This is a genomic window from Nostoc sp., assembly GCF_041747015.1.
Lineage (GTDB): Bacteria > Cyanobacteriota > Cyanobacteriia > Cyanobacteriales > Nostocaceae > Nostoc.
Map to the genome: position 1 here is coordinate 1 of NZ_JBGTFY010000062.1, position 22,145 is coordinate 22,145.

The 22,145-nt window shown below is 42.4% G+C and carries 26 protein-coding genes; 16 read left to right on the plus strand and 10 right to left on the minus strand.

From position 1 onward, the window contains the following. Nucleotides 1–1,106: GTP cyclohydrolase II (gene ribA, locus ACEW80_RS04595; protein WP_373525456.1), on the plus strand; the 1,106-nt coding region annotated here is incomplete at its 5' end. Nucleotides 1,107–1,195: 89 nt separating this feature from the next. Here ribA and ACEW80_RS04600 read toward each other — a convergent pair. From ACEW80_RS04600 to ACEW80_RS04630, 7 genes are all read right to left on the minus strand, one after another. After that, nucleotides 1,196–1,609, minus strand: a complete 414-nt coding sequence (locus tag ACEW80_RS04600) for a type II toxin-antitoxin system VapC family toxin (protein ID WP_373525457.1) — start codon at nucleotides 1,607–1,609, stop codon at nucleotides 1,196–1,198. Then, nucleotides 1,609–1,836, minus strand: a complete 228-nt coding sequence (locus ACEW80_RS04605; RefSeq protein ID WP_373525458.1) for a hypothetical protein — start codon at nucleotides 1,834–1,836, stop codon at nucleotides 1,609–1,611. Before ACEW80_RS04605 ends, ACEW80_RS04600 begins: the two co-directional genes overlap by 1 nt. Nucleotides 1,837–1,918: 82 nt before the next feature. Continuing rightward, the gene (locus ACEW80_RS04610; RefSeq protein ID WP_373525459.1) at nucleotides 1,919–2,788 is read right to left on the minus strand and encodes an N-acetylmuramoyl-L-alanine amidase; all 870 of its coding nucleotides are present in this window, start codon (nucleotides 2,786–2,788) and stop codon (nucleotides 1,919–1,921) included. 113 nt (nucleotides 2,789–2,901) lie between these two features. Next, the gene (locus ACEW80_RS04615; protein WP_373525460.1) at nucleotides 2,902–3,378 is read right to left on the minus strand and encodes a hypothetical protein; all 477 of its coding nucleotides are present in this window, start codon (nucleotides 3,376–3,378) and stop codon (nucleotides 2,902–2,904) included. Between the two features lie 76 nt (nucleotides 3,379–3,454). Beyond that, nucleotides 3,455–5,053, minus strand: coding sequence for an Hsp70 family protein (locus tag ACEW80_RS04620; protein WP_373525461.1), 1,599 nt, complete (start codon nucleotides 5,051–5,053; stop codon nucleotides 3,455–3,457). Nucleotides 5,054–5,088: 35 nt separating this feature from the next. After that, nucleotides 5,089–6,045, minus strand: coding sequence for a UV DNA damage repair endonuclease UvsE (gene uvsE, locus ACEW80_RS04625; RefSeq protein WP_373525462.1), 957 nt, complete (start codon nucleotides 6,043–6,045; stop codon nucleotides 5,089–5,091). 171 nt (nucleotides 6,046–6,216) lie between these two features. Beyond that, complete coding sequence (locus tag ACEW80_RS04630; RefSeq protein ID WP_373525463.1) at nucleotides 6,217–6,711, minus strand: hypothetical protein; 495 nt, start codon at nucleotides 6,709–6,711, stop codon at nucleotides 6,217–6,219. 389 nt (nucleotides 6,712–7,100) lie between these two features. On the opposite strand from ACEW80_RS04630, the gene ACEW80_RS04635 reads away from it, so the two are divergent. The 8 genes from ACEW80_RS04635 (at nucleotide 7,101) to ACEW80_RS04670 (ending at nucleotide 14,429) form a co-directional block, all read left to right on the plus strand. Further along, a complete protein-coding gene (locus tag ACEW80_RS04635) occupies nucleotides 7,101–8,792 on the plus strand; it encodes an NAD-binding protein (protein WP_373525464.1) in 1,692 nt (563 codons plus the stop codon). Nucleotides 8,793–9,197: 405 nt separating this feature from the next. Further along, on the plus strand, nucleotides 9,198–10,172 hold the full coding sequence (era, locus tag ACEW80_RS04640; protein ID WP_373525465.1) for a GTPase Era: 975 nt from the start codon (nucleotides 9,198–9,200) through the stop codon (nucleotides 10,170–10,172). A gap of 192 nt (nucleotides 10,173–10,364) precedes the next feature. After that, nucleotides 10,365–11,042: a response regulator gene (locus tag ACEW80_RS04645; protein WP_373525466.1), complete on the plus strand. Its 678-nt coding sequence runs from the start codon at nucleotides 10,365–10,367 to the stop codon at nucleotides 11,040–11,042. Between the two features lie 26 nt (nucleotides 11,043–11,068). Then, nucleotides 11,069–11,701: a YdeI family protein gene (locus ACEW80_RS04650; protein WP_373525467.1), complete on the plus strand. Its 633-nt coding sequence runs from the start codon at nucleotides 11,069–11,071 to the stop codon at nucleotides 11,699–11,701. A gap of 221 nt (nucleotides 11,702–11,922) precedes the next feature. Beyond that, complete coding sequence (locus ACEW80_RS04655; RefSeq protein WP_373525468.1) at nucleotides 11,923–12,192, plus strand: UPF0175 family protein; 270 nt, start codon at nucleotides 11,923–11,925, stop codon at nucleotides 12,190–12,192. After that, on the plus strand, nucleotides 12,189–12,662 hold the full coding sequence (locus ACEW80_RS04660; protein ID WP_373525469.1) for a DUF3368 domain-containing protein: 474 nt from the start codon (nucleotides 12,189–12,191) through the stop codon (nucleotides 12,660–12,662). The genes ACEW80_RS04655 and ACEW80_RS04660 overlap by 4 nt, the downstream gene beginning before the upstream one ends. 730 nt (nucleotides 12,663–13,392) lie before the next feature. Then, nucleotides 13,393–13,866, plus strand: a complete 474-nt coding sequence (locus tag ACEW80_RS04665; protein ID WP_373525470.1) for a TspO/MBR family protein — start codon at nucleotides 13,393–13,395, stop codon at nucleotides 13,864–13,866. 89 nt (nucleotides 13,867–13,955) lie between these two features. Continuing rightward, on the plus strand, nucleotides 13,956–14,429 hold the full coding sequence (locus tag ACEW80_RS04670) for a TspO/MBR family protein (protein ID WP_373525471.1): 474 nt from the start codon (nucleotides 13,956–13,958) through the stop codon (nucleotides 14,427–14,429). 5 nt (nucleotides 14,430–14,434) lie between these two features. Here the strand turns inward: ACEW80_RS04670 and ACEW80_RS04675 are convergent, their stop codons facing one another. Beyond that, nucleotides 14,435–15,142: a M15 family metallopeptidase gene (locus tag ACEW80_RS04675; RefSeq protein WP_373525472.1), complete on the minus strand. Its 708-nt coding sequence runs from the start codon at nucleotides 15,140–15,142 to the stop codon at nucleotides 14,435–14,437. 177 nt (nucleotides 15,143–15,319) lie between these two features. Here ACEW80_RS04675 and ACEW80_RS04680 point away from each other — a divergent pair, with 177 nt between their 5' ends. The 3 genes from ACEW80_RS04680 to ACEW80_RS04690 are packed head-to-tail and all read left to right on the plus strand — an operon-like array spanning nucleotide 15,320 to nucleotide 17,567. Further along, on the plus strand, nucleotides 15,320–15,736 hold the full coding sequence (locus tag ACEW80_RS04680) for a XisH family protein (RefSeq protein WP_373525473.1): 417 nt from the start codon (nucleotides 15,320–15,322) through the stop codon (nucleotides 15,734–15,736). Continuing rightward, complete coding sequence (locus ACEW80_RS04685; protein WP_373525474.1) at nucleotides 15,724–16,059, plus strand: XisI protein; 336 nt, start codon at nucleotides 15,724–15,726, stop codon at nucleotides 16,057–16,059. The genes ACEW80_RS04680 and ACEW80_RS04685 overlap by 13 nt, the downstream gene beginning before the upstream one ends. A 41-nt stretch (nucleotides 16,060–16,100) precedes the next feature. Continuing rightward, nucleotides 16,101–17,567, plus strand: a complete 1,467-nt coding sequence (locus ACEW80_RS04690; RefSeq protein WP_373525475.1) for an aminotransferase class I/II-fold pyridoxal phosphate-dependent enzyme — start codon at nucleotides 16,101–16,103, stop codon at nucleotides 17,565–17,567. A gap of 265 nt (nucleotides 17,568–17,832) precedes the next feature. On the opposite strand, the gene ACEW80_RS04695 is transcribed toward ACEW80_RS04690, so the two are convergent. Further along, complete coding sequence (locus ACEW80_RS04695) at nucleotides 17,833–18,057, minus strand: hypothetical protein (RefSeq protein WP_373525476.1); 225 nt, start codon at nucleotides 18,055–18,057, stop codon at nucleotides 17,833–17,835. Between the two features lie 226 nt (nucleotides 18,058–18,283). Between ACEW80_RS04695 and ACEW80_RS04700 the strand changes: the two genes are divergently transcribed. From ACEW80_RS04700 to ACEW80_RS04710, 3 genes are all read left to right on the plus strand, one after another. Continuing rightward, nucleotides 18,284–19,303 (plus strand): ATP-binding cassette domain-containing protein, encoded by a 1,020-nt coding sequence (locus tag ACEW80_RS04700; protein WP_373525477.1) that lies wholly within the window; start codon nucleotides 18,284–18,286, stop codon nucleotides 19,301–19,303. 96 nt (nucleotides 19,304–19,399) lie between these two features. Next, nucleotides 19,400–20,290 (plus strand): ABC transporter permease, encoded by an 891-nt coding sequence (locus ACEW80_RS04705; RefSeq protein WP_373525488.1) that lies wholly within the window; start codon nucleotides 19,400–19,402, stop codon nucleotides 20,288–20,290. Nucleotides 20,291–20,323: 33 nt separating this feature from the next. Further along, nucleotides 20,324–20,704, plus strand: coding sequence for a hypothetical protein (locus ACEW80_RS04710; RefSeq protein WP_373525478.1), 381 nt, complete (start codon nucleotides 20,324–20,326; stop codon nucleotides 20,702–20,704). Nucleotides 20,705–20,768: 64 nt separating this feature from the next. Here the strand turns inward: ACEW80_RS04710 and ACEW80_RS04715 are convergent, their stop codons facing one another. Continuing rightward, complete coding sequence (locus tag ACEW80_RS04715; protein ID WP_373525479.1) at nucleotides 20,769–21,191, minus strand: peroxiredoxin; 423 nt, start codon at nucleotides 21,189–21,191, stop codon at nucleotides 20,769–20,771. Nucleotides 21,192–21,645: 454 nt separating this feature from the next. Between ACEW80_RS04715 and ACEW80_RS04720 the strand changes: the two genes are divergently transcribed. Next, nucleotides 21,646–22,050, plus strand: a complete 405-nt coding sequence (locus ACEW80_RS04720) for an Npun_F0494 family protein (protein ID WP_373525480.1) — start codon at nucleotides 21,646–21,648, stop codon at nucleotides 22,048–22,050. The last annotated feature ends 95 nt before the right edge of the window (nucleotides 22,051–22,145 follow it).

Genomic DNA, 22,145 nt, shown 5'->3' on the forward strand with positions numbered 1-22,145 from the left:
TTGAATATGCAAAACGTCACAATTTAAAAATTATTCGTATTGCAGATTTGATCAGTTATCGCCTACAGCACGATCGCTTAGTGTACCGAGAAGTTATTACCAAACTGCCTAGTGAATTCGGTCAGTTTGAAATTTACGCCTACCGCCACACTGTGGATAACACAGAACACGTTGCAATTGTCAAGGGCGATCCAGCTAACTTCAAAGATGAGCCTGTGATGGTGCGGATGCACTCAGAATGCTTAACTGGTGATGCTTTGGGTTCTTTACGCTGTGATTGTCGGATGCAGTTACAAGCCGCACTAAAAATGATTGAGTCTGCTGGTCAAGGTGTAGTTGTATACCTGCGTCAAGAAGGACGAGGAATAGGCTTGATTAATAAGCTGAAAGCCTACTCGTTGCAGGATATGGGACTGGATACAGTAGAAGCAAATGAGCGTCTGGGATTTCCTGCCGACTTGCGAGACTACGGGATGGGGGCGCAAATGCTCATGGACTTGGGCATCAAAAAGATTCGCCTGATTACCAATAATCCCCGCAAAATTGCCGGAGTTAAGGGTTATGGGTTGGAAGTAGTCGATCGCGTGCCATTGTTAATTGAGGCAACCGATTACAATTCCTATTATCTGGCGACAAAGGCGAAAAAACTGGGTCATATGCTGTTACAAACTTATCTGGTGACAGTAGCAATTCATTGGCAAGATGACCCGGAAGCTGTGACAGAACGTTATGAACGCTTAGAAAAACTGCGACATTTAGCGAAAAGTAATGATTTATTGTTGCAGGAAGAAGCGCGTCCCTTAGCGATCGCTTTATTTGACGAGCCAGCTTTAACAGTACACTTAGGTTTTGATCAGCCAAAAGTCGCTAGCTCTGATTGGTATCGCCAAAGTGGTCATCCTTATATCCAAGCAATCTTCCAAATTCTAGACAACCTAGCAACTTTGCCTTACATCCAGAAACTAGAATTTCTGATTTCTCCTGGTTGCGATCCTTTGAGTAATTTACAAATCCAACTGGATCGACAGATGTTCCCAAATGGTACACTGCCTTCATCGATTAGCGATCGCTTGGAAACGCAGCAAATTTATAGCTTTAGCAAATAGTCACAACCCTAAAAGCCAACTTTTTAAGGGGGTTGGGGGATCTGTTGTACGTAAGTCCTACCTTCCCCCAAAACTTTTCAGCCATTCTGCTACATCAGCCGATTTCTCATATCTTTAGGTGAGAGGACTGGAATCGGCGAACCTGTGAATCCATCTAGATCACGAGTAACGATCGCCTCCAACCCCAACTTCATCGCAGATGCTACCTGCACCGCATCTTCAAAATCATTCAATCCCAATGCGATCGCTTGTTCCAGCACCCCGCGATCCACTGCACAAATTTCCATCAGTGCCAACAATCGAGTCATTGCGGCAATTGCAACTTCAGCACTTCTAGTCTGTCGTCTAACCAAATAATGTACATCCGTAATCGTTGTTGCCGAGATAAACCCTTCAACTTGACCCGATTCAACTGTCTCCAGCAAAAAAGCAGCATCCGCTACAAAAGGTTCACGCGCTAGCAAAGCATCCAGCAGAACGTTCGTATCAAATAAAACTGGCATTACAGATACTTTTGCACCAACCGCTCATCTAGCATGGCTTTTACTTCTTCATCTGTAGGTGGTAGCGTATCTGTCTTCGCAATGCCGATCAAACTCGCTGCTAAACCCTTTGGCTTTGATGTTAGTTGGAGTTTTGGTTGGAGCGATCGCATCAATGTATTGATTAACTGCCAACGATCCTCGGCAGATAATTTCAGCGCTTGATCTTCAAGTTCACGTAACGTCATGGTAATAATTTCTGACACAAAGCAAGATAAGCAGGAAATACCTTTGTCTCAAATTTTAGCAATTTGTGAAACTTACGTTAAATTATTTATTGACTCGATAGATTGGTCTGACTTGACGATAAGTATTAAGTAAGTCCAGAAATTTCTTACCATCAAAATTTATCGGGTCAACTTTTTTACCAGAACGGTCTACTTGCTTGTGGGTAGTAATGCGATCGTTTGGGACTTGACTTTGAGCAATTAACCAAGCAAGAGAATTATATTGAGCTTCCGTGTAGCCGCTATGGGTTTCTTGGCTATTGCTGTCATAAGCATCTGGCGGTGTTTCTAAAGAAACATGATAAGCAAAATTATTCACAGATGGCGGCAAATTTGGATTAGTCTTCACAGTTTCCGAACCCTGGGAACCATCAAATACTGAGTTAGACGCACCAAAAGCTCGCTTTTCTGGCGGTACTAAATAAACCACCGTTCCGTCTAACTTGATTAAAGCGTGGTAACTCGCTTGCACATTTTCATCGTCATGGGCTACTTGAAAAAAATTAATGGCGCTGGAAGCAGAATAACCAGTTTCATGGAGGACAATAATCGGTTGGTTGTTAAAAGGTTCACTATTAATACCTGTGGCGTACCGTTCTCCATAGTTACTTGGATCAACTAAGACAACTTGATAATTAGGTCTATACTGTGCAAAAGCTTGAGTGGTTACGTACCTTGCTACAGGTTTGTTAATCTTGACTGGGGACTTGAGAATATCTTGGGATTTCTTCTCTGGGTTTTTCGCTGATTGGAATTTCGCCTTTGGATATTGACTCCAGGCTGGAACCTGTGGTTTTGATGTTATCGGATTATTTTTTAATTGCGTCCCTCGTCCAATCAGCAGCACTACAATTAGAGCGGCGAACATCAGCGAGATTAGTAGCACTCTAGCCGCCCAGTCTGTAAACCTCATTTTTCTAATACTCGTAAAACGGTAAATATTAACAATTTATAGCTGTTTTCAATTCGATGGAATACAGGTTTTTAATTATGTCTATAGCTTTAACAGAAAATTAAAGATAACTTTTAGGGATTGATCAGACGCACTAATCCTCCTAAACCTAAACCAAAAATTAAGGTGACTCTCAAAATTAGTACAGTGTGCAACTGACTAAAAGACAGAAGTAATTGATTTCTCGCTCCGACTAAACTAAAAGCAGCAACCCAAGCGACACTTACTACTACTAACCAAATTACATATAATGTTATTCCTCCACCAAAAATTAAAAGTACAACTCCAGCTACACACTGACTTAATATGTAACACCAACCTAAAGTTTTAGTCCAACTCATAACGCCAAGCTTATTCCAAGTAAAACTCACAGTCAACGTCAAAGTCAGAACTATTAAAGCAATTCTCGACAAAGTAAAAGTAGTGCGCTGGTGTAAAACCTCATTGTATGCCAAAGCTTCTGCCCAACCTGGAGTCCAAGCGAACAACCAGCCTAGTATTACATAGCAAAATAAGCTAAACACTAATCTTATCCAAACAATATATGTCACAAATATTTTGTTAATTCACATTTAAACAAGTGAAATTGAGTGTATTAACTATGACATTAGTTAAACACGCCGTAGTCTAACTCAACTGTGCCACAAGTTGATTCTCCAAAAGTGTATTATTTGTTAACAAGTCTTCAACGGTAATTCGCAAAAAGCGTTGCTCATCAACTTGAAAGAGAATTTTGATGCGATCGCTTCCAGGATATCCGGTTGGTGTCAGTTGGGCAATTGTTCTCGCACCTTCTTGATCGTTGAGGGGTTTGACGTTGGTTTCACTACCATCAAGACGGCGAGTAATTAAGCGATCGCCATCAAAATAAACTTCGGTACTACCCGTATCTGCTCCCAATTCTCCCATAATTAGTTCAATGCTGGGCTGATTTTCCATAGAAGCGCCTAAGACTAATTCCACTGGCTGACTCATTGGATATGCCTGTCCCGCTTTAATCAGAGAATGCCATTTGTGACGCTGGTTGCGGCGATCCCAGTAGCGGATACCATAACTATGATATAGAAAGTCTTTGATTTGTATCCCTTGTGCTAACTGTAATGCACCTTGAGCGATCGCTTCAAAGGGACGTTCGCAACGGATTTTTTCGGGATCAAAATACTGTTTTATCCATGTCTGCACTGCTGGCAATTGGACTGTTCCACCAACTAACAAAACTGCATTAATATCTGAAAGTTCTATTCCTTGGCGTTTTGCTTGCTGCAACAGTGTCGTCATCGACTCATCTAGTAACTCAAAAAATGCGTGTTCTTTGAGGACATTTTCAAAAGTGTCGCGGTTTAGTTCCAGTTCGTAGCTTTCAAATGTCTCATCGTCAAAATAAACTTCACTAGCTTGGTTTTGGGTTGATAGCTGAATTTTCACCCGTTCTGCCAATCGTGTTGTTAAGGGACTTACCGCCAGCCCTTGATTTTTCGCAAAGTAATCTACTAACCAATTATCAATATCAGTACCACCCAAATTTTGCCCAGCTTTCGCCAGGACACGGGCAGTTTTGACTTTTTGTTTGGAATCTTCAGCTAATGACTTATTACCCCACTTGAGGATAAATCCCAGTGGCTTGGTGGTTGCTTGCACGCCTTGATCTAACCGTACAAGGGACAAATCCAAAGTACCGCCACCAAAGTCAATCACCAAGAGAATTTCTTGATCTGCCAAACCATAACCCAAGGCGGCGGCTGTGGGTTCATCCAACATTCGCACTTGTTCGACGGGCAAGGCTTGACAAACTTTTCCTAACCAGTGACGATAGGCTTCAAAGCTATCCACGGGTACGGTTAAAACTAGAGAATCTAACCCACCTTGCAGGGGTGCTAGTTGCTCAATTACCTGGGTGAGGAACCATTGCCCTACTTGCTCAAAGGTGACAATTTGCCCATCTAATTCGGGTAAGAAACCTTGGATATCTGCACCGATACCTCGTTTGAAGCTGCGAAAAAACCGCGTTTCGCCCTTAAGGTCAAGACCGCGATCGCGTACTTGTTGACCTACTAAAACTTTACCTTGTTTTGCGTCTTCAACATAAACCAAGCTGGGAATCAGTGGCGGATTGAGACTTTGTTTAATTGATAAACCTGGTAAATTCAGGGTTTCTGGCTGCTGGGTTACTGGGTTCCAACGAGCAATGACTGTGTTGCTAGTACCAAAATCGATTGCGATCGCCATATTCTACTATCTCCCGCCAAGACGCCAAAGCTACTTTATTTGTGATTATTCTCCATTAGCCACCAAGAACGCAAATCGGCGATCGCTACTTCCTTGTGTTTGGCTTCGACTTCTATCCAAGGTACTTCATGATAAACGCTGGGCATAGCGGTAATCATATCGCTGTGCTTTCGGTCATTAAAAGCTTCTTGACCATTGGAAATATGCACTAATTGCCAATCTGGATTTGCCCAAGTTTCTCGTGCTGCATACAACATAGATGCTACACCCGGATGATCGTAGCTGTCTAGATTTTCGTGACAAATATGGTGGTGAGCATCGAACACCAAGGGTATTCCTGCCTGCTGACACACTGCTAAAATTTCATCGGCACTATAGGCGTATTCATCATTTTCTAAAGTCAAACGACTTTTAATTGCTTCTGGTAATTCTAAGATTACCTTTACCAATTGCTCAGTGCGTTGAGATTTGCCACCATGAATATTCATCAATGACCAAGGCGATTGAGGTAAGCCTAACAAGTCAAGGGTGCGGGCGTGTCGTTCAAGAATTTTGATACTTGTTTTTACTACTTCCGGGGAATCAGAACTCAGCACGACAAATTGATCTGGGTGCAACACCATTCTGATGTTTAATGCTTCTGCACGTTCGCCGATTTTTGCTAGTTTATCACTCATTTCCTCTAAGAGATTTGCGCCGATTTCATCTTCTATATCACTTAGGGGAAACAAAGCAGAAGACATCCGATACAGCCTAATGTTGTTCTGTTGACAAAAGGATAGAGCGTCATGCAAACGGTATAAGTTATGCAGATAAAGTTCTCTGAGAGCGCTTTCACGTTCTTCAAGAGTAAGTTTTAAATAGCGTGTGCGCGTCATCGTCCGAAAGCGCACTTGGTTATCATGGGTGATGCAAACCAGCCCTAAGTGCGGTAGAGTGCTTTTTTGCGGTTGCTGTGTATTAGGTAAATTGTCGAACTCGATTGCGGTCATTAATTAAATTTATCAACATATTGCTCTTGTTTGATTTTAATAAGTTTTGCCACCGAGTCATGAGTACCTAGAGAAGCATTTGTGACAGGTAAATAGAGTAGAGAATTTGTCAATCAGCAATTTGGTAGAAATATTTTTCCTAATTGAGGTGTCAAACTAAACCTGATGGTGTTAGTCCGCGATCGCCCACCTGACATAAGGACGGGAAGCCGCTACAGTTTTGTAGGTGATGAGGCTAACAGGAGCATTAATTTTACGTAAATCCACACGGAAATAAGCTTTTTTATGCTTAAATTCCACATTGTAGAAAGGATGTTCTTGCCCACGAGTTTTACCTACACAAGAAGCATAATTACTGCGTAAAGGTGAAACAAATTCTACAAACTGTTTATTAGATGAAACTAACTTACTTGTATCTGCAAACTCTCTAGTATCTGCCACTACCGTATGTTCAGCACCGCCTTCATAAGGTAGGACAAACCACCACAGCCCAATTGTTTGAGGACACGTACCACTGCTACGTTGCACATTCAGTTTAACATTGGGTGCGGAAATCGGCTCCGATGCTGGCTGCGATTGTACTTGCGCTGTAGCAGCGATCGTTCCTGCCACAACTAGGGGGGATAAAATTCCACCAAAGATTGCTAGTTGTACCAAATTTTTCATCGCGTAACTTTTTTCAAATTTTAGGTATCCAAATAACATTTGACTTTTAGAAACTTGTAAAAGTGCCACCTTTTTAAGAAAGACGGGGAAGGAGAGTTTTTATGCTTGTTCACGAGTATCAAAGGTGGATGAACGAGTATTAAAGGTGGATGAACGAGTATCTAAGGTGAATGAACGAGTATTAAAGGTGGATGAATGAGTCTCAAAGACTCATTATTACATTCCAAAATATATCTCCTTTGCTCCCTCTTTCCCCACTCCCCGCACTCTCGCTGCCTCCAATTGAAACAATCGTGTTGTCAGCTACAGTTATCTCCAAGAATTGTGAGCAATAATCTTGGATAAATAACTAGAAATGCAGCTTTACCTGTAAAAGATGCTGCCGTTTCATGAAACCCCGAATTATTGTTTGTGGCTTAGGACTTACCGGATATAAAACCTTTCGTTTGCTGAGACAACAGGGAGCCTTCGTTGTTGGCATTCATCACCAATCCATCCCTGGTGAAACCGCAGGAGATGTGATTGTTGGGGATTTACAAGCAGCTACTACCCTAATAGCAGCAGGAATCGAGCAGGCACACACTTTAGTAATCGCTGGCTCTGACGATGCTTTGAATTTGTCAATTATGATGCAAGGGCGGGTGCTAAATCCCCAGATTCGGATTATCAATCGCTTTTATAATACAAATTTGGGGGAGCGCCTAGATCAAGCATTGGCAGACCACTTGAGTATGAGTGTTGTGGGTTTGGCAGCACCAGTATTCACCTTTGCTGCACTGGGAAATAAAGCGATCGGGCAAATTAAATTATTTCAGCAAACTTGGCCAATCCACGAAGAATACATTGATGAAAATCATCCGTGGAAGGGTCGAAAGTTGAGCGATTTGTGGGAAGATCGATCGCGGATGCTGATTTATTACTTGCCAGTAGAAGGTGAGATGGATTTGATATCAGCTGTGATGTCTGGACAAGAGATCAAAGTAGGTGATCGCTTAATTATTGGCACTCAACCTCGCATCCGTCCTCCCCGCAGATCATTGATTAGAAAACTGCTGAAAGTGCTCACCAATTTTAGCCAGTTTCAGCAACACGGGCGCTCGGTAGTGGTGAGTGCTATTGTACTATTGGCAGTTATTGCGATCGCTACACTCACCTATATGTCGGCTGAGTTGAGTTTGTCTCCTGTTGATGCTCTATATTTTTCTGTAGGCATGATTACCGGAGCGGGTGGTAATGACAAAGTAGTAGAAAATGCTCCCAACAGTATTAAGTTATTTACCGTTGTGATGATGCTAGTTGGAGCGGTGGTAATTGGTATTTGGTATGCGATGCTTACCGATTTTGTCCTGGGAAGCCGCTTTAAGCAATTTTGGGATGCAGCCCGAATCCCCCAGCGATCGCATTATATTGTCTGTGGCTTGAGTGGTATTGGGCTGAGAATTGTCCAGCAACTCCACGCCAGCGGACATGAAGTTGTAGTAGTTGAACCCAACTGCAACAACAAATATATTAATACCGCCCGCGAACTCGGTATTCCCGTAATTCAGGGCGATGCTAGCTTCCGCACAATCCTCAAAGCCAGTAATATAGATTCTGCCGCCGCCGTGCTTGCTGTTACTAACAACGATGCTACCAATCTGGAAATTGCTCTCAAAGCCAAAGGCTTGACACCTAGCATTCCAGTGATTGTTCATTATGCCGATCCCGATTTTGCTGGCATAGCGCAACATCTATTTGACTTCGAGGCGGTACTGAGTCCGGCTGAACTAGCAGCTCCAGCTTTTGCCGCCGCTGCACTTGGGGGACGAATCCTGGGTAATGGGATCACAGCCGATAGTCTTTGGGTGGCTTTTGCGACTGTGATTACAACTTCACACGCCTTTTGCGGTCATTGGGTAAAAGATGTGGCCATGTCCGCTGACTGTGTACCTTTATACGTAGAAACGAATCACCAAACCCTACACGGCTGGGATTTATTAGAAACCAACCTCAGCGTCGGCGATATTTTATATATGACGATGCCAGCGACGCGGCTATATCAATTGTGGCGTGACGAGCGAGTTTGTGAAGCACACGCTTAATTAACGTGAATTCGACAGTTTATATATAGTGTCCTTCTAATCCACATTCCGCACTTCAAGAAATCCTACAAAAAACCACTTATCTAGGCATATCCCGCACTTCTCTACGAGAGGCTACGCCCTAAGCGAGCTATGCCGCAGGCTTTACGACAAAGCTCAGTGACCATCGTAGACATCGCTATTCAACTACTATTAGCCTAAATAATGTAATATTATTGTATTACAAGACTAAGTGCGGAATATGGGTTTATGTCTAAAAACAAAATCAACTTGTCTCAGCTGTAAAATACAAGTATGGAGACAGTAGTAGATTAAACCTAAGCAAAAGTAATCCTTAAAAATGCCAAGGTAATATTATGCTTGTTTTGCGTTTAATAAAAAACCAATTTATCCCAGATATAGAATATGAGGGTGGAGCCAACGGTGACTAGTATTGAAAATTACAACTTCTCTTTTTCAGGAGAAGCAACAATCCCACAGGCTCCTCCTGAATTTAAATCAGGTTTCATCGGCATTGTTGGTCGTCCAAATGTCGGTAAATCTACCTTAATGAATCAATTGGTAGGACAAAAGATTGCCATCACATCACCGATAGCCCAAACTACACGTAACCGTTTGCGCGGCATTTTAACTACACCAGAGGCACAGTTAATTTTTGTAGATACGCCAGGAATTCATAAGCCCCATCATCAGTTGGGCGAAGTGTTGGTGCAGAATGCCAAAATTGCCATTGAATCGGTAGATGTAGTGCTGTTTGTGGTAGATGGAGCCGTGGCTTGTGGATCAGGCGATCGCTATATTGCTGATTTGCTCAGTCGCAGCAAAACACCGGTGATTATGGGTTTGAACAAAATCGACCAACAACCCTCAGATTTTCAGTATTTAGATGATAGTTATGCCCAAATGGCCAAGTCCCATGAATGGAAAGTCGTAAAATTTTCTGCCAAGACTAGTGCAGGATTACCAGAACTTCAAGAATTATTAATTGAACATTTAGAAATTGGGCCATTATACTATCCTCCAGATTTGGTAACTGACCAGCCAGAACGCTTTATTATGGGCGAATTGATCCGAGAACAAATTTTATTATTGACTCGTGAAGAAGTACCCCATTCAGTAGCGATCGCCATTGACCTAGTAGAAGAAAGTCCCAGTATTACCCGTATACTTGCTACCATCAACGTCGAGCGCGATTCCCAAAAAGGCATACTCATTGGGAAAGGTGGAGCGATGCTCAAAGCAGTTGGTAGTGCAGCCCGCGAACAAATCCAAAAGTTAATCGCTGGCAAAGTTTACCTAGAATTGTTTGTGAAAGTCCAGCCGAAATGGCGACAGTCGCGGGTGAGTTTAGCAGAGTTAGGCTATCGCGTGGAAAATTAGTCATTAGTCATTAGTCATTAATCATTAGTCATTAGTCATTAGTCATTGGCAGGTAAACAAGACAACTGATAAAAGACACTGGTTTTTCACCTCATCTAAAAAAGCTAACGCGAAACCTAACCCCCTATCCCCTACCCTTGTAGGGTAGGGGAAAAAATCAGACAAATGACAAATGACTCTTAATTAATAAAAATGTCTTTAGATACTCGCTATCCCTTAAATTTACCCGCGAATGCTCCGCCGTTGCGGGTGTTGATTGTCGAAGATGATCCGATGATGCAACTGGGATTAGAGCAATCGTTAATGGCTCATCCTCAGTTGGACATTGTTGGACAAGCCGAAGATGGCTATTTGGGAGTTCAAGCAGCACTGCAACTAAAACCTGATTTGGTGGTTATGGATATTGGCTTGCCGCGATTGGATGGTATTGCAGCGACACAGCAAATTAAGGCGGCGCTACCAGCAACTCATGTGGTGATGCTGACATCTCATCAAACGGAGACAGAAATTATTGCTGCACTGTCTAGCGGTGCAGATGCCTATTGCATCAAAGGGGCAAGTGTGGAACGATTATTGAGTGCGATCGCAGCTGCAGTAGATGGTGCAGCCTATCTCGATCCGCAGATTGCGCGGCGAGTAATTGACAATCTGAAACCGCCTTCACCTACCACCAACACCGCCAACTTATCTGGGCGCGAGTTAGAAGTGTTGAAACTCATGGTAGATGGGCTGAGTAATCCAGAGATTGCCCAAAAACTCTATCTCAGTCCTAACACCATTAAAACTCACGTCCGGGGGATTATGAATAAATTAGCAGTTGACGATCGCGTGCAAGCAGTAGTTGTGGCATTGCGTTCAGGTTTGGTTTGATTATCTGTAAACTAAATATCAAACAAATGCAGCCAAATACAGAGACAAACCTCAGCAAAAGTAAGAATACTGGTGCATCCAAACTTAACAACGAATTCCTCACCATCTGCCCCACAAGCCGCGAAGAATGGCGGAAATGGTTAGAGAAAAACCATCGCACTTGTTTCGGTGTGTGGCTAATCTACTACAAAGTAAAAAGTGGTAAACCAAGTGTTCAATATAGCGAAGCGGTAAAAGAAGCCTTATGCTTTGGTTGGATTGATAGTAAAGTCAAATCCTTAGATGAAGAACGTTATATGCAAATATTTACACCTCGAAAACCGAAAAGCGTGTGGTCAAAATTAAATAAACAATATATTGAAGAACTCATTGAACAAGATTTGATGACTACAGTTGGTCTAGAAAAAATTGAAGCGGCAAAACAAGATAGATCCTGGAATACTTTAGATGCGATCGAAGCATTAATTATTCCTTCAGATTTAAAACAAGCATTAGAAGCAAATAAAACTGCAAAAGATTATTTTGAGGCATTTAGCAACTCATCTAAAAAGAATATCCTTTTTTGGATTCACAGTGCTAAACGTCCAGAGACAAGGTTGAAAAGAATTGAACAGACGGTTAATTCAGCAGTGCAGAATAAAAGCCCATTAGTACGATAACAAAGTCCAGGGCCATTTCATTCTAGGCATAAACCGTCCAGAACTAAAGTTCCTTTTCTTATAGCTAAAGTCCGTTAAAACTTTGGCTTTCAAGTTCGCACGAATTTTTAACAATAAGCTTCGTTAAATTATTGAGCTATTGATAAAGATAGAATAAGCAGTAAATGTTCCAAGGTGCTTTTGCAATGGTAAACGATCAACATCTCTAAAAAGAATAACCAATGCACATTTTAATAGAACTCCCTGACAACGTTGCTAATCAACTGCAACTTGAACCCGCCAACATTTCCCATCGAATCTTGGAACTTATTGCGGCTGACAGCTATCGCCAAGGTAACATTGGAGCAGCTGAAGTTCGTCGAATGCTCAACTTTTCTTCTCGTTGGGAAACCTATGAATTTCTCAAGCGTGAAAAAGCCTATTTGCCTTACACTGAGAATGACCTAGAACAAGATGTTCAAAGCATCCGCAGCGTTTTGGGTACACAATGATTATTGTTTCCAATACTTCTCCAATCAACTACTTGATCTTGATTGGGTACGTTAATCTTTTGCCCGAATTGTTTCAGCAAATCATCATTCCCCAGGCAGTCTATAGCGAACTATCCGATGCATACGCACCACCACTTGTCCAAGCCTGGATTGCGATTCCACCTACTTGGCTCAAAATTCAAGCTGTCAGTCAACCTTCGGATGAAATCGTTGAACTACTTGATCCCGGAGAACGTGAAGCCATTCTTTTAAGCCAAGAACTGAATGCTGATTTACTTTTGCTAGACGAAATGAAAGCGCGTCGCACCGCTAAAGAAAGAGGGTTTTTGATCACGGGCATCCTCGGAATTCTGGATCAAGCTGCGACTATGAAACTTATTGATCTACCTATTGTTGTTCAAAGCCTTCAATCTACGTCTTTCTGGGCATCTGACAGTTTGTATCAGAAGTTGTTAGATAAGCACTCCTAGAAACTCTTAATATTTTTGTCTCCGCATCACTTGGACTATATAAATTTGATAAATTCGCCCATCTGCTGCACCTTTGGCTTTTAAGTTCGCACGAATTTTTAATCTCATTTACAAATAGAGGCGTACATAATGTACGGCTCTATAGCCAATCCATTTGTTGCCAAGATTGTTGAAAAATAGTCTACCTCAATATATTTTAGTTAAAAGAGCTTGAGAATAAATTAGGGTCTAAATCAGCAGGAAATAAGAAAATTTCCTTCCCTTCTAGGTTTGCCTTGTGGTGAAGCAAAATTGCCTTTTCCAAAAAACAATATTTAATTGGAACCCATCTGTCGGTATAAAAGTAGACAGTCACTCGGCTCATTGCATACTCTTTCAATGGCAGTGGAACGTACAAGGACGAGTCCACAATTAGAACCTGACTTGTTGAGTCCATGCTTTGAACCTCATCTGCTAAGTATATTTACTTTTTCTCATCCCTTCCATCACTTTCACTCATCCAAATGACTTTTAGTAACTATCTTAAGAACTAAACTACGAAGCTCAAAGGCTCATTCACAAGGCTCAGAGGTTCATTCACAAAGCTCAGAGGTTCATAATTTAAAATCCTGCCAAACGATGCGAAGTTATCAAACTCAGGGATGATGAGTAGTTAGCAACTAAATTGACAAAATTGCTCTATAAAGAGTGGTATTTAAGCGATAGACAGCGCTTGCAAAGGATAAGGGGCATGATTAAATCTTGGATGGTGATTGGGGGTGTCGCTTTTTTAGTTGCCCTGGCAGCTAACGTGATTAAGCCTAGCGATCGCCTGTGGTTCAAGCGCTTACAACGACCGAGATGGCTAACTTTTGAGGGCGCGATTCCAATTATCTGGACTGTAATATTTATTTGCGGTGCTTGGTCGGCTTATATTGTTTGGGAAAAAGATCCAGGAAGTACCTTAACCTGGTTAATCATGGGTTTATATCTGCTTTTAGAAATTATTACCATTGCCTATACGCCCGTAATGTTTAAGCTTCGTAGCTTAAAAGTGGGTACAATTATCGGTGGCACAGGTTTTATCATTAGTGCTTTATTGATGCTTGCAGTTTTAGGTTTTTCTGGTTGGGCAGCACTATTACTAGTTCCTTATTTGCTCTGGAGTCCCATTGGTACTTATACCACTTGGCAGATGGCTAGTCTCAATCCTCAAGATGTCTAAGATTCGCACCAACGAAGGATTCAACATACACCTTAAATTGTCAAACTTGCAGTGTATGACTTAATAAAATACATCAGCAAGAGTGCATTATGATTCCATCTTGGATAATAATTGGGGCTATAACTTTCTGCATCGCCCTTGGTAGCTTCTTTATTACGCCGCGTGATATTAAATGGTTTGCACATTTAAGTCGTCCTCGATGGCTAGTTTTTGAGCCGCTAATTCCGCTCATTTGGACTGTGGTTTTTATTGGCGGTGCAACTTCAGCTTATGTTGTTTGGCAAAAAAATCCAGGAAGCCTAATTACTTGGCTACTAATGGCTTTGTATCTCTTACTGGAAATTATCACCGTCGCCTACATACCTGTAATGCTGAGGTTTCGCAGTCTCAAAGCTGGGGAAATTCTTGGATTAATGGGTTTGATTTCAGGCGTTGTCCTGGCAATCTGCGTTTTGCCGATTTCGGGACTGGCAGCGCTGTTACTCCTTCCTTATCTAGTTTGGACTCCCATTGGTACTTACACCACTGACGAGTTAAAGGAACTGAATCCTCAAGATGCATAACGCATCTATACAAGACGCCCATAATATGCTGTGAGATGATTGGCTGGATTAGATTGATTATTCAGCCAAGCCCACATTTGATCGCCAACAGAAAAATGCCACCACTCTCTAGGATTGCGTTGAAAGCCGGCTTTTAACATGACACTTCGCAATAGCTGACGGTGAGCATGATACTTTTGTGCTTGTTGGCGATCGCTATTGGCATAATAATCGGGATGCGATCGCTCTGACATTTCATCAATCGGCGAACCCATATTCACTATTTGCCCTGCATCATCCACTAGCGTCACATCCACCGCCGCACCCGTACTGTGAGGAGGCGGAGTTTTTTCATCCAAACTTGGTACAGCCCAAATTGCATAAACTGCTTCCCAAACCTCTTGACGTTGGTTTGGTGATAACTCCACCTCAGTCAGTCCTCTATCCTGCACTGCTTGGGCGAAGCTGTAATCTACCATAAACTGCTGGACTGCGATCGGGCGATAAGCGTCAAAAATTTGAATCCGCCACTTAGGATGCAGAACATCAAGATAACTTTGCGCTTGGATCAAACTTTCAATCACCCTTTGGCGAAGACAATAAGGAGAGTGTTCGCCATAAGTAGCACCCAACTTTTCATAAGGATGGGGAGATTCCACCGCAAACAATTCCAAAGGAATCTCTATTAGCGGTTCACCACACTCAAAAATCGGAATCTGATGATAAGCCCTCATCTTCTCTGTATCTCCGCGCCTCTGCGCCTCTGCGTGAGCCTTTCATATTCTTTATAAATGTAACAGATTGATAGAACACCATTAGATAAAGAGCGATCGCACAACTATTTGCTGGTTCAACCTGTTTAACAAAATCTGGTTTTATTTCAGATACGATTAAAATAAACAAAATACTTAATGGCTAAAGATGTTTTTCATCAACAGGTAAAAAATGCCTTAATCAAAGATGGGTGGATAATTACCAATGACCCTTTATATATTCGTATTAGCGATGTAGTTAAAGTCCAAATAGATTTAGCCGCAGAAAATGCGATCGCAGCAGAACGCGATACCGAAAAAATAGCGGTTGAAATTAAAAGTTTTATTGCAGGTTCTGATATCAATGAATTTCACACAGCCCTTGGTCAATACCTTAATTACTGTCTCGCATTGGAGGAAAATCAACCAGAGCGAATTATTTATTTAGCAGTTCCACATGAAACCTACTTAGATTTTTTCCAACTTGCTTTTGTCCAACGCACGCTTCAACGTTACAAAGTTAAATTAGTAACTTACGACCCCAAAAAGCAGGAGATTCGACAATGGATAAAATAGAACGCTATCGAAAAATCGTCAAACAAATTTTAACCGAACATGCACAAATCAGTTCTAATACCAATACTATTAAACCAGAACTAATCTTTGACAATGAAAACGACCACTATCAACTAGCTTATATAGGTTGGCAAGGTGATAAGCGGGTATTTGGCCCCATAATGCATTTTGATATCCAAAATGGAAAGATATGGATTCAATATAATGGTACAGAAGAACTTGTTGCTGAGACGTTAGTTGAGTTAGGTATACCTCCCTCAGATATAGTTATTGGTTTTTATTCCCCGTTTAAACGTCAATTTACTTCTTATGCTGTTGAGTGACAAACTGGGTTTCTTCTCAGGGGGAACGCATCTTTTCAAAAATGCTCAATCAAAACCAAACACCTTTATTAAACGCCTTGAAAGCTAATGCAGCACGCCCTCACGCTCCCTTTTACACGCCAGGACATAAGCGAGGCGCGGGTATTGCTCAACCTTTGGCTGATTTACTTGGTACAAAAGTCTTTCGTGCTGATTTAACAGAACTAGCAGATTTAGATAATCTCTTTGCACCCCAAGGCGTGATTCAAGCAGCGCAACAACTGGCGGCGGAAGCATTCGGCGCATCACAAACATGGTTCCTTGTCAACGGTTCTACCTGCGGTGTGGAAGCAGCAATTCTCGCTACCTGTGGCATGGGTGATAAAATAATTTTGCCTCGCAATGTACATTCTTCTGCGATCGCTGGTTTAATTCTCTCCGGTGCAATCCCAATTTTTCTTAATCCTGAATACGATCCAGTTTTAGATATTGCCCACAGCATCACGCCCAATACTGTACAATCTGCACTCCAACTGCATCCTGACGCTAAAGCAGTGTTGACAGTTTACCCAACATATTACGGCGTTTGCGGTGATTTGAGTGCGCTCGCCAATATTACACATCAATATAATATCCCTCTACTTGTAGATGAAGCACACGGCGCACATTTCGTCTTTCATCCTGAATTACCCACTTCCGCTTTAGCCGCAGGTGCCGATTTAACTGTACAATCCATCCACAAAGTACTCGGTGCAATGACACAAGCATCAATGTTGCACGTCCAAGGTAATCGGATAGATTGCGATCGCATCAGTAAAGCTTTGCAGCTTGTACAATCTACCAGTCCTAGTTATTTACTTTTAGCTTCTTTAGATGCAGCGCGTCAGCAAATGGCACTCCACGGAAAAATGCTGATGTCTCGCACTTTGCAACTTGCTGATGAAGCTAGAACGAGAATCAGCCGAATTCCTGGATTATCAGTTTTGCCTCAGTTGGGGGAATCTCCCGGCTTTGTGGCTTTAGATAAAACGCGACTAACTGTAACTGTTTCTGGCTTAGGTTTAACCGGATTTGAAGCAGATGAAATTCTCGATGAAAAATTTGCTGTCACCGCTGAATTCGCTTCACTGCAACATCTCACTTTTATTATTAGTTTGGGCAACACTCCAGCCGATATTGAGCAATTAGTGCAAAGTTTCACTACTCTTGCCAAAGAATATCGCCGAACCAACTTGACTCTTAACAACCATCTCTGTCAAAATCTCATAAGTACAGTGAGTCATGCTTTACATTTTTCTCCCCGTGAAGCCTTCTTTACTGTCAGCGAAACATTGCCTCTAATACAAACAAGCGATCGCATCTGTGCCGAAATTGTCTGTCCCTATCCCCCAGGAATTCCCATGTTAATGCCGGGAGAAGTCATTACCAAACCTGTCCTTGACTATCTGCAACAAATCCAGGCGATGGGAGGATTCATCAGTGGTTGCAATGACACAAGCTTTAAGACTTTGAAAGTGGTGAAGATTTGATTTTTCTCCTCATATAACTCCCAAAAACAGACTTTCACGCGATGTACAACTTAATATTCTGACCTCTCTTCTGCAAGGAGAGAGGCTTTAAATTCTCCCCACTCCACAATAATCATTTCTATTTTAGGCAACTGTCTTTGTTTCATCTAATATGGTTCGATTAAGGTACGCAGTCCTTAATGATCCCCCTTAGTCCCCCTTAAAAAGGGGGAAATAGAGCCATTCTGAGCAAGTCTTTTTAGGAGGGGGTTGGGGGGATCAAGTCTTACCCGAACCATATTGTTGTTGCATCGACCTGCACCTGAGTTGCATCGACCTGCACCTTAGTTGCATCGACCTGCACCTGAGTTGTATCGACCTGCACCTGAGTTGCATCGACTTGCACCTGAGTTGCATCGACCTGCACCTGAGTTGTATCGACTTGCGCCTTAGTTGTATCGACCTGCACCTTAGTTGTATCGACCTGCGCCTTAGTTGTATCGACCTGCAAAAATTAATTTACCCTATGTTACGCAGTAACTTTAAAAGATTTGTGTGTATAAGGTAGATTTCCCAGTAATTAGACAAGGGGGTTGAAGGGTTAGGTTTGAGTAAAAGTTGTACATAGCGTGACTTTGTTAATTTTTAATTTTGAATTGCTTAATCTTTCCTTGTTCTGCACCTCATACAATAAAGATAGACTTTATTGAGATTTATATAGTTGGGGACAAGCTGAGATGGCTCCCGCCGTTTTAATTCAAAATTTGCAAAAACGCTACGGCACGGTGGTTGCCGTCCAGGATGTTTCCTTTGAGGTAGAATCAGGAGAAATCTTTGGTTTACTAGGCCCCAACGGTGCTGGTAAAACTACCACCTTGCGTGCTTTGTGTACGCTGACCACACCAGACGCTGGCAAAATCGAAGTATCTGGTATTTCTGTATTAGATAATCCCAAATTGGCAAGACAACGACTAGGCTATGTAGCTCAGGAAGTTGCTATAGATAAGGTGCTGACTGGAAGAGAACTGCTGCAATTACAAGCAGCACTTTATCACCTCCCAGGCGCGATCGCCAAACAGCGCATTGAGACGGTATTAGATTTACTCGGTTTGCAAGAATACGCCAACAAAAAAACAGGAACCTACTCTGGCGGTTTACGCAAGCGTCTAGACTTGGCTGCTGGGTTGCTTCATTCACCGGATGTTTTGGTATTGGATGAGCCAACCGTAGGACTTGACATCGAAACCCGGTTTGTAGTTTGGGATTTCCTGAGAAAATTACGCGCCTCTGGGACGACGGTAGTAATTACCAGCCATTATCTAGAAGAGATTGACGCACTAGCCGATCGCGTGGCAATTATAGATCGCGGCGTTGTGATTGCAAATGGTACACCTTCACAGTTAAAAGATCAAGTAGGGGGCGATCGCATCACCTTAAGAATCCGCGAGTTTTCCTCCATTGATGAAGCCGAAATTGCTAAAAACGTGTTGCAATCTTTGCCGTTTGTGCAAGAAGTAATCATCAACAGCGCTCAAGGTAATTCCCTTAACTTAGTGGTGACATCTCAGAATGATGCTCTCATTAACGTACAGCAAGCTCTAAATGCTGCTGACTTACCAATTTTTGGCATTGCCCAATCTCGCCCCAGTCTCGATGACGTTTACCTTGCCGCCACAGGACGCACACTGATGGATGCAGAACTTGCAGCAGTTGCCACTCGCGATCCCAAGGCTGAAAAAAAGCAGAATATGAGATAGGGCATGGGGTATGGAGATACTCACGAATTTCCAATGCCCAATACCCAATTCTTAATGCCCAATTCTCAATGCCCAATGCCCAATGCCCAAATTATTATGAGCGTTACCCCTAAATCTGATATCAATTGGCAGCCATTAGCATCACCACAAGTAGATGCTAATGCTGCACCTAACTTTTTCGGTGAATTAATACAAGAGACGTTGGCTTTAACTCGTCGCTTGTTTATTCAGTTGCAACGCCGTCCCTCATCCTTGGTTGCCGGAATTATTCAGCCGGTGATGTGGTTAGTCCTATTTGGTGCTTTGTTCCAAAATGCACCCAAGGGTATATTTGGCAATACAACAACAAATTACGGACAATTTTTAGCTGCTGGGATAATTGTGTTTACAGCCTTTGCTGGGGCGCTGAATGCTGGTTTGCCCGTAATGTTTGACCGCGAGTTTGGCTTTTTTAATCGTTTGCTGGTAGCACCCTTAGCATCACGGTTTTCTATTGTCTTTGCTTCGGCAATCTTCATCATTAGCCAAAGTTTGCTGCAAGCAGCGGTGATTGTAGGGGCTGCGGCGTTCTTGGGGGCTGGACTACCAAGTGCATTAGGTTTAAGTGCGATCGCTTTAATTGTCTTACTCTTAGCTTTAGGTGTGACAGCCATCTCCCTCGGTTTAGCTTTTGCCTTACCCGGACACATTGAACTAATCGCAGTAATTTTCGTCACTAACCTACCACTGTTGTTTGCTAGTACAGCTTTAGCACCACTATCATTCATGCCTCAGTGGTTGCAGGTTGTGGCTACCCTGAATCCTCTCACCTATGCGATCGAACCCATTCGCTATCTCTATCTCCATAACAGTTGGGGATTAAGTAGTGTAGTGATGCAGGCTCCTTGGGGAAATGTTACCTTTGGAGGAGCGCTGTTAGTGTTGTTTGGCTTTGCTCTTGTCGCTTTACTGAGTATTCAACCCCAACTGCGTCGCACTCTTGCTTAAGATAAAATCGAGCAATCTTAGGGTCAAAACCCCATGAAAAAACCATTTTTACAAATTACTAGACTCTTTGTAGCTACCGTAGCGGGAGTTAGCTTTGCTTCCTTGCTCATGGCTGAATCTAGTTCGGCTCAAGTCACTCCAGCCGATGCTTTTCCCAGCGGTAGTACAACAGACCAAAATACCGATCCGTTCTCCCGCACGAACTCAGATAACTTCAATATGTTTGACCTGATTCATCAGGCAAATTTTGGGACTCTCAAGTGGAATTCTGACCAACAGAACGAACAATTAGACTCAGCCGCCGCCGCTTTTAAAGCAAGGCAACAAAAATTAATTCAAGGTCAACCACAGCAAGCAACCCCCAGCTTGCCATTGCTTGTACCACAACCAGTTACACCATCATCAGGCAATTGAATTCAAATAAAGAACCCCAAACCTTAGAGGCTTGGGGTTGAGACTTTAGTTATCAGGTAAAAAACTACAGCCCAAGTGCAGCTAAAATATCGCTAGCATGGGTAGTGGTATTTACATTAGCGTCAACATGGCTAATTTTCCCGCTGGGGTCAATTACGTAGGTGATGCGCTTGTCCACATCAAAAGCTTTGATGAGGGATTTGTCAGTGTCAGCTAGTAGCGGAAAATTCAAATTATATTTTTGGGTGAATGCCTGATGGGAGACTTCATCATCTGCACTGACTCCCAGGATTATAACATCTTTACCTTGATATTCAGATTGAGCATCCCGAAAACTACAGGCTTGTTTGGTGCAGCCCGGCGTGTCATCTTGGGGGTAAAAATACAAAACGACCGTCTTCCCGGCAAAATCAGATAACGAGACTGTGTTGCCGTTTGTATCTTTGGCGGTAAATGCAGGTGCATCCGTACCAACTGCTAGAGGCATAATTAACCTTTCCTGTTTCAGATTGTTGATGCACTTGAAATTCTACATTAATTTATAATGATTAAACTAGAATTCAGAAGTCAGAATGGGCTAATCGCCCCGCTATCGCTAACAGGAGTCAGAATTAATACTTCTCTAGGAGAAGCTGCGCCAACGGCAAGTGGCACAATGATCTTGCCGAACTGCTCAGTAACCATGAATGGGGGATTTAAACCCGTCTATTCAGACGCTCGGCTATGCGCCAGTCCTACAGAATTCATTCTGTTAGCGGATAGCTAAGGTTTAGCCCATTCTGACTATTGACTGCTGAATTCTGTTTTGTTAAATATAATTACTAAAAAATCGCATAACTATACTTTAAGTAACTAATTTTGCTTATATAAGGTCGCTGGTGTCAGAAAAAATATACTCTTAAATTAATCTTTATTAGAAGAAAAATTTCTCCCCATACACGATGCCTGCTGTTGATTCCCAAAACCCAAATATTTTTGTCTATCCTCTTAGCACAATAAAAAGAGCCGAGCGATCGCTAGTGTGTTCACCCTTTAATGTATCTTTATTTGAAGTCATGGGACACGAGAGTGTATCATTGGGTGCGATCGCTCTAGAAAATGGACTTAAGCAAGGCTATACTAAACGCCCCTTATCAGAATTAGCGTGTGACAACGGCTTAGGCTGGCTGATCCAAGTGGGTGTATTGCGGCGAGAAGTCGATGGACAGGGGATTACAGATAGTTTTCGCCTGACTCCTTTGGGACGACAGTTAGTCGAACAATATCAGGGAAAAAATTGGCGGACTCCTTCATGGCGCGATCGTTTATCCGATGCTGTGATTCGTTGGTTGCGGATACCTTTTTAGAATAAAAAACCAAAGAGTTAGGATTAGGCAATCAAAGGGAACAATATATACGGAAACATCACATCTATTCATGAAGTCTTTATCATAACCATCTG

Bases quoted from the DNA above. Each gene is read 5' to 3' on its own strand.
- ACEW80_RS04600 (WP_373525457.1), bottom strand. From the start codon at position 1,609: ATGCCAGTTTTATTTGATACGAACGTTCTGCTGGATGCTTTGCTAGCG.
- ACEW80_RS04605 (WP_373525458.1), bottom strand. From the start codon at position 1,836: ATGACGTTACGTGAACTTGAAGATCAAGCGCTGAAATTATCTGCCGAG.
- ACEW80_RS04610 (WP_373525459.1), bottom strand. From the start codon at position 2,788: ATGAGGTTTACAGACTGGGCGGCTAGAGTGCTACTAATCTCGCTGATG.
- ACEW80_RS04620 (WP_373525461.1), bottom strand. From the start codon at position 5,053: ATGGCGATCGCAATCGATTTTGGTACTAGCAACACAGTCATTGCTCGT.
- uvsE (WP_373525462.1), bottom strand. From the start codon at position 6,045: ATGACCGCAATCGAGTTCGACAATTTACCTAATACACAGCAACCGCAA.
- ACEW80_RS04630 (WP_373525463.1), bottom strand. From the start codon at position 6,711: ATGAAAAATTTGGTACAACTAGCAATCTTTGGTGGAATTTTATCCCCC.
- ACEW80_RS04635 (WP_373525464.1), top strand. From the start codon at position 7,101: ATGAAACCCCGAATTATTGTTTGTGGCTTAGGACTTACCGGATATAAA.
- era (WP_373525465.1), top strand. From the start codon at position 9,198: ATGAGGGTGGAGCCAACGGTGACTAGTATTGAAAATTACAACTTCTCT.
- ACEW80_RS04645 (WP_373525466.1), top strand. From the start codon at position 10,365: ATGTCTTTAGATACTCGCTATCCCTTAAATTTACCCGCGAATGCTCCG.
- ACEW80_RS04650 (WP_373525467.1), top strand. From the start codon at position 11,069: ATGCAGCCAAATACAGAGACAAACCTCAGCAAAAGTAAGAATACTGGT.
- ACEW80_RS04655 (WP_373525468.1), top strand. From the start codon at position 11,923: ATGCACATTTTAATAGAACTCCCTGACAACGTTGCTAATCAACTGCAA.
- ACEW80_RS04660 (WP_373525469.1), top strand. From the start codon at position 12,189: ATGATTATTGTTTCCAATACTTCTCCAATCAACTACTTGATCTTGATT.
- ACEW80_RS04665 (WP_373525470.1), top strand. From the start codon at position 13,393: ATGATTAAATCTTGGATGGTGATTGGGGGTGTCGCTTTTTTAGTTGCC.
- ACEW80_RS04670 (WP_373525471.1), top strand. From the start codon at position 13,956: ATGATTCCATCTTGGATAATAATTGGGGCTATAACTTTCTGCATCGCC.
- ACEW80_RS04675 (WP_373525472.1), bottom strand. From the start codon at position 15,142: ATGAGGGCTTATCATCAGATTCCGATTTTTGAGTGTGGTGAACCGCTA.
- ACEW80_RS04680 (WP_373525473.1), top strand. From the start codon at position 15,320: ATGGCTAAAGATGTTTTTCATCAACAGGTAAAAAATGCCTTAATCAAA.
- ACEW80_RS04685 (WP_373525474.1), top strand. From the start codon at position 15,724: ATGGATAAAATAGAACGCTATCGAAAAATCGTCAAACAAATTTTAACC.
- ACEW80_RS04690 (WP_373525475.1), top strand. From the start codon at position 16,101: ATGCTCAATCAAAACCAAACACCTTTATTAAACGCCTTGAAAGCTAAT.
- ACEW80_RS04700 (WP_373525477.1), top strand. From the start codon at position 18,284: ATGGCTCCCGCCGTTTTAATTCAAAATTTGCAAAAACGCTACGGCACG.
- ACEW80_RS04705 (WP_373525488.1), top strand. From the start codon at position 19,400: ATGAGCGTTACCCCTAAATCTGATATCAATTGGCAGCCATTAGCATCA.
- ACEW80_RS04710 (WP_373525478.1), top strand. From the start codon at position 20,324: ATGAAAAAACCATTTTTACAAATTACTAGACTCTTTGTAGCTACCGTA.
- ACEW80_RS04715 (WP_373525479.1), bottom strand. From the start codon at position 21,191: ATGCCTCTAGCAGTTGGTACGGATGCACCTGCATTTACCGCCAAAGAT.
- ACEW80_RS04720 (WP_373525480.1), top strand. From the start codon at position 21,646: ATGCCTGCTGTTGATTCCCAAAACCCAAATATTTTTGTCTATCCTCTT.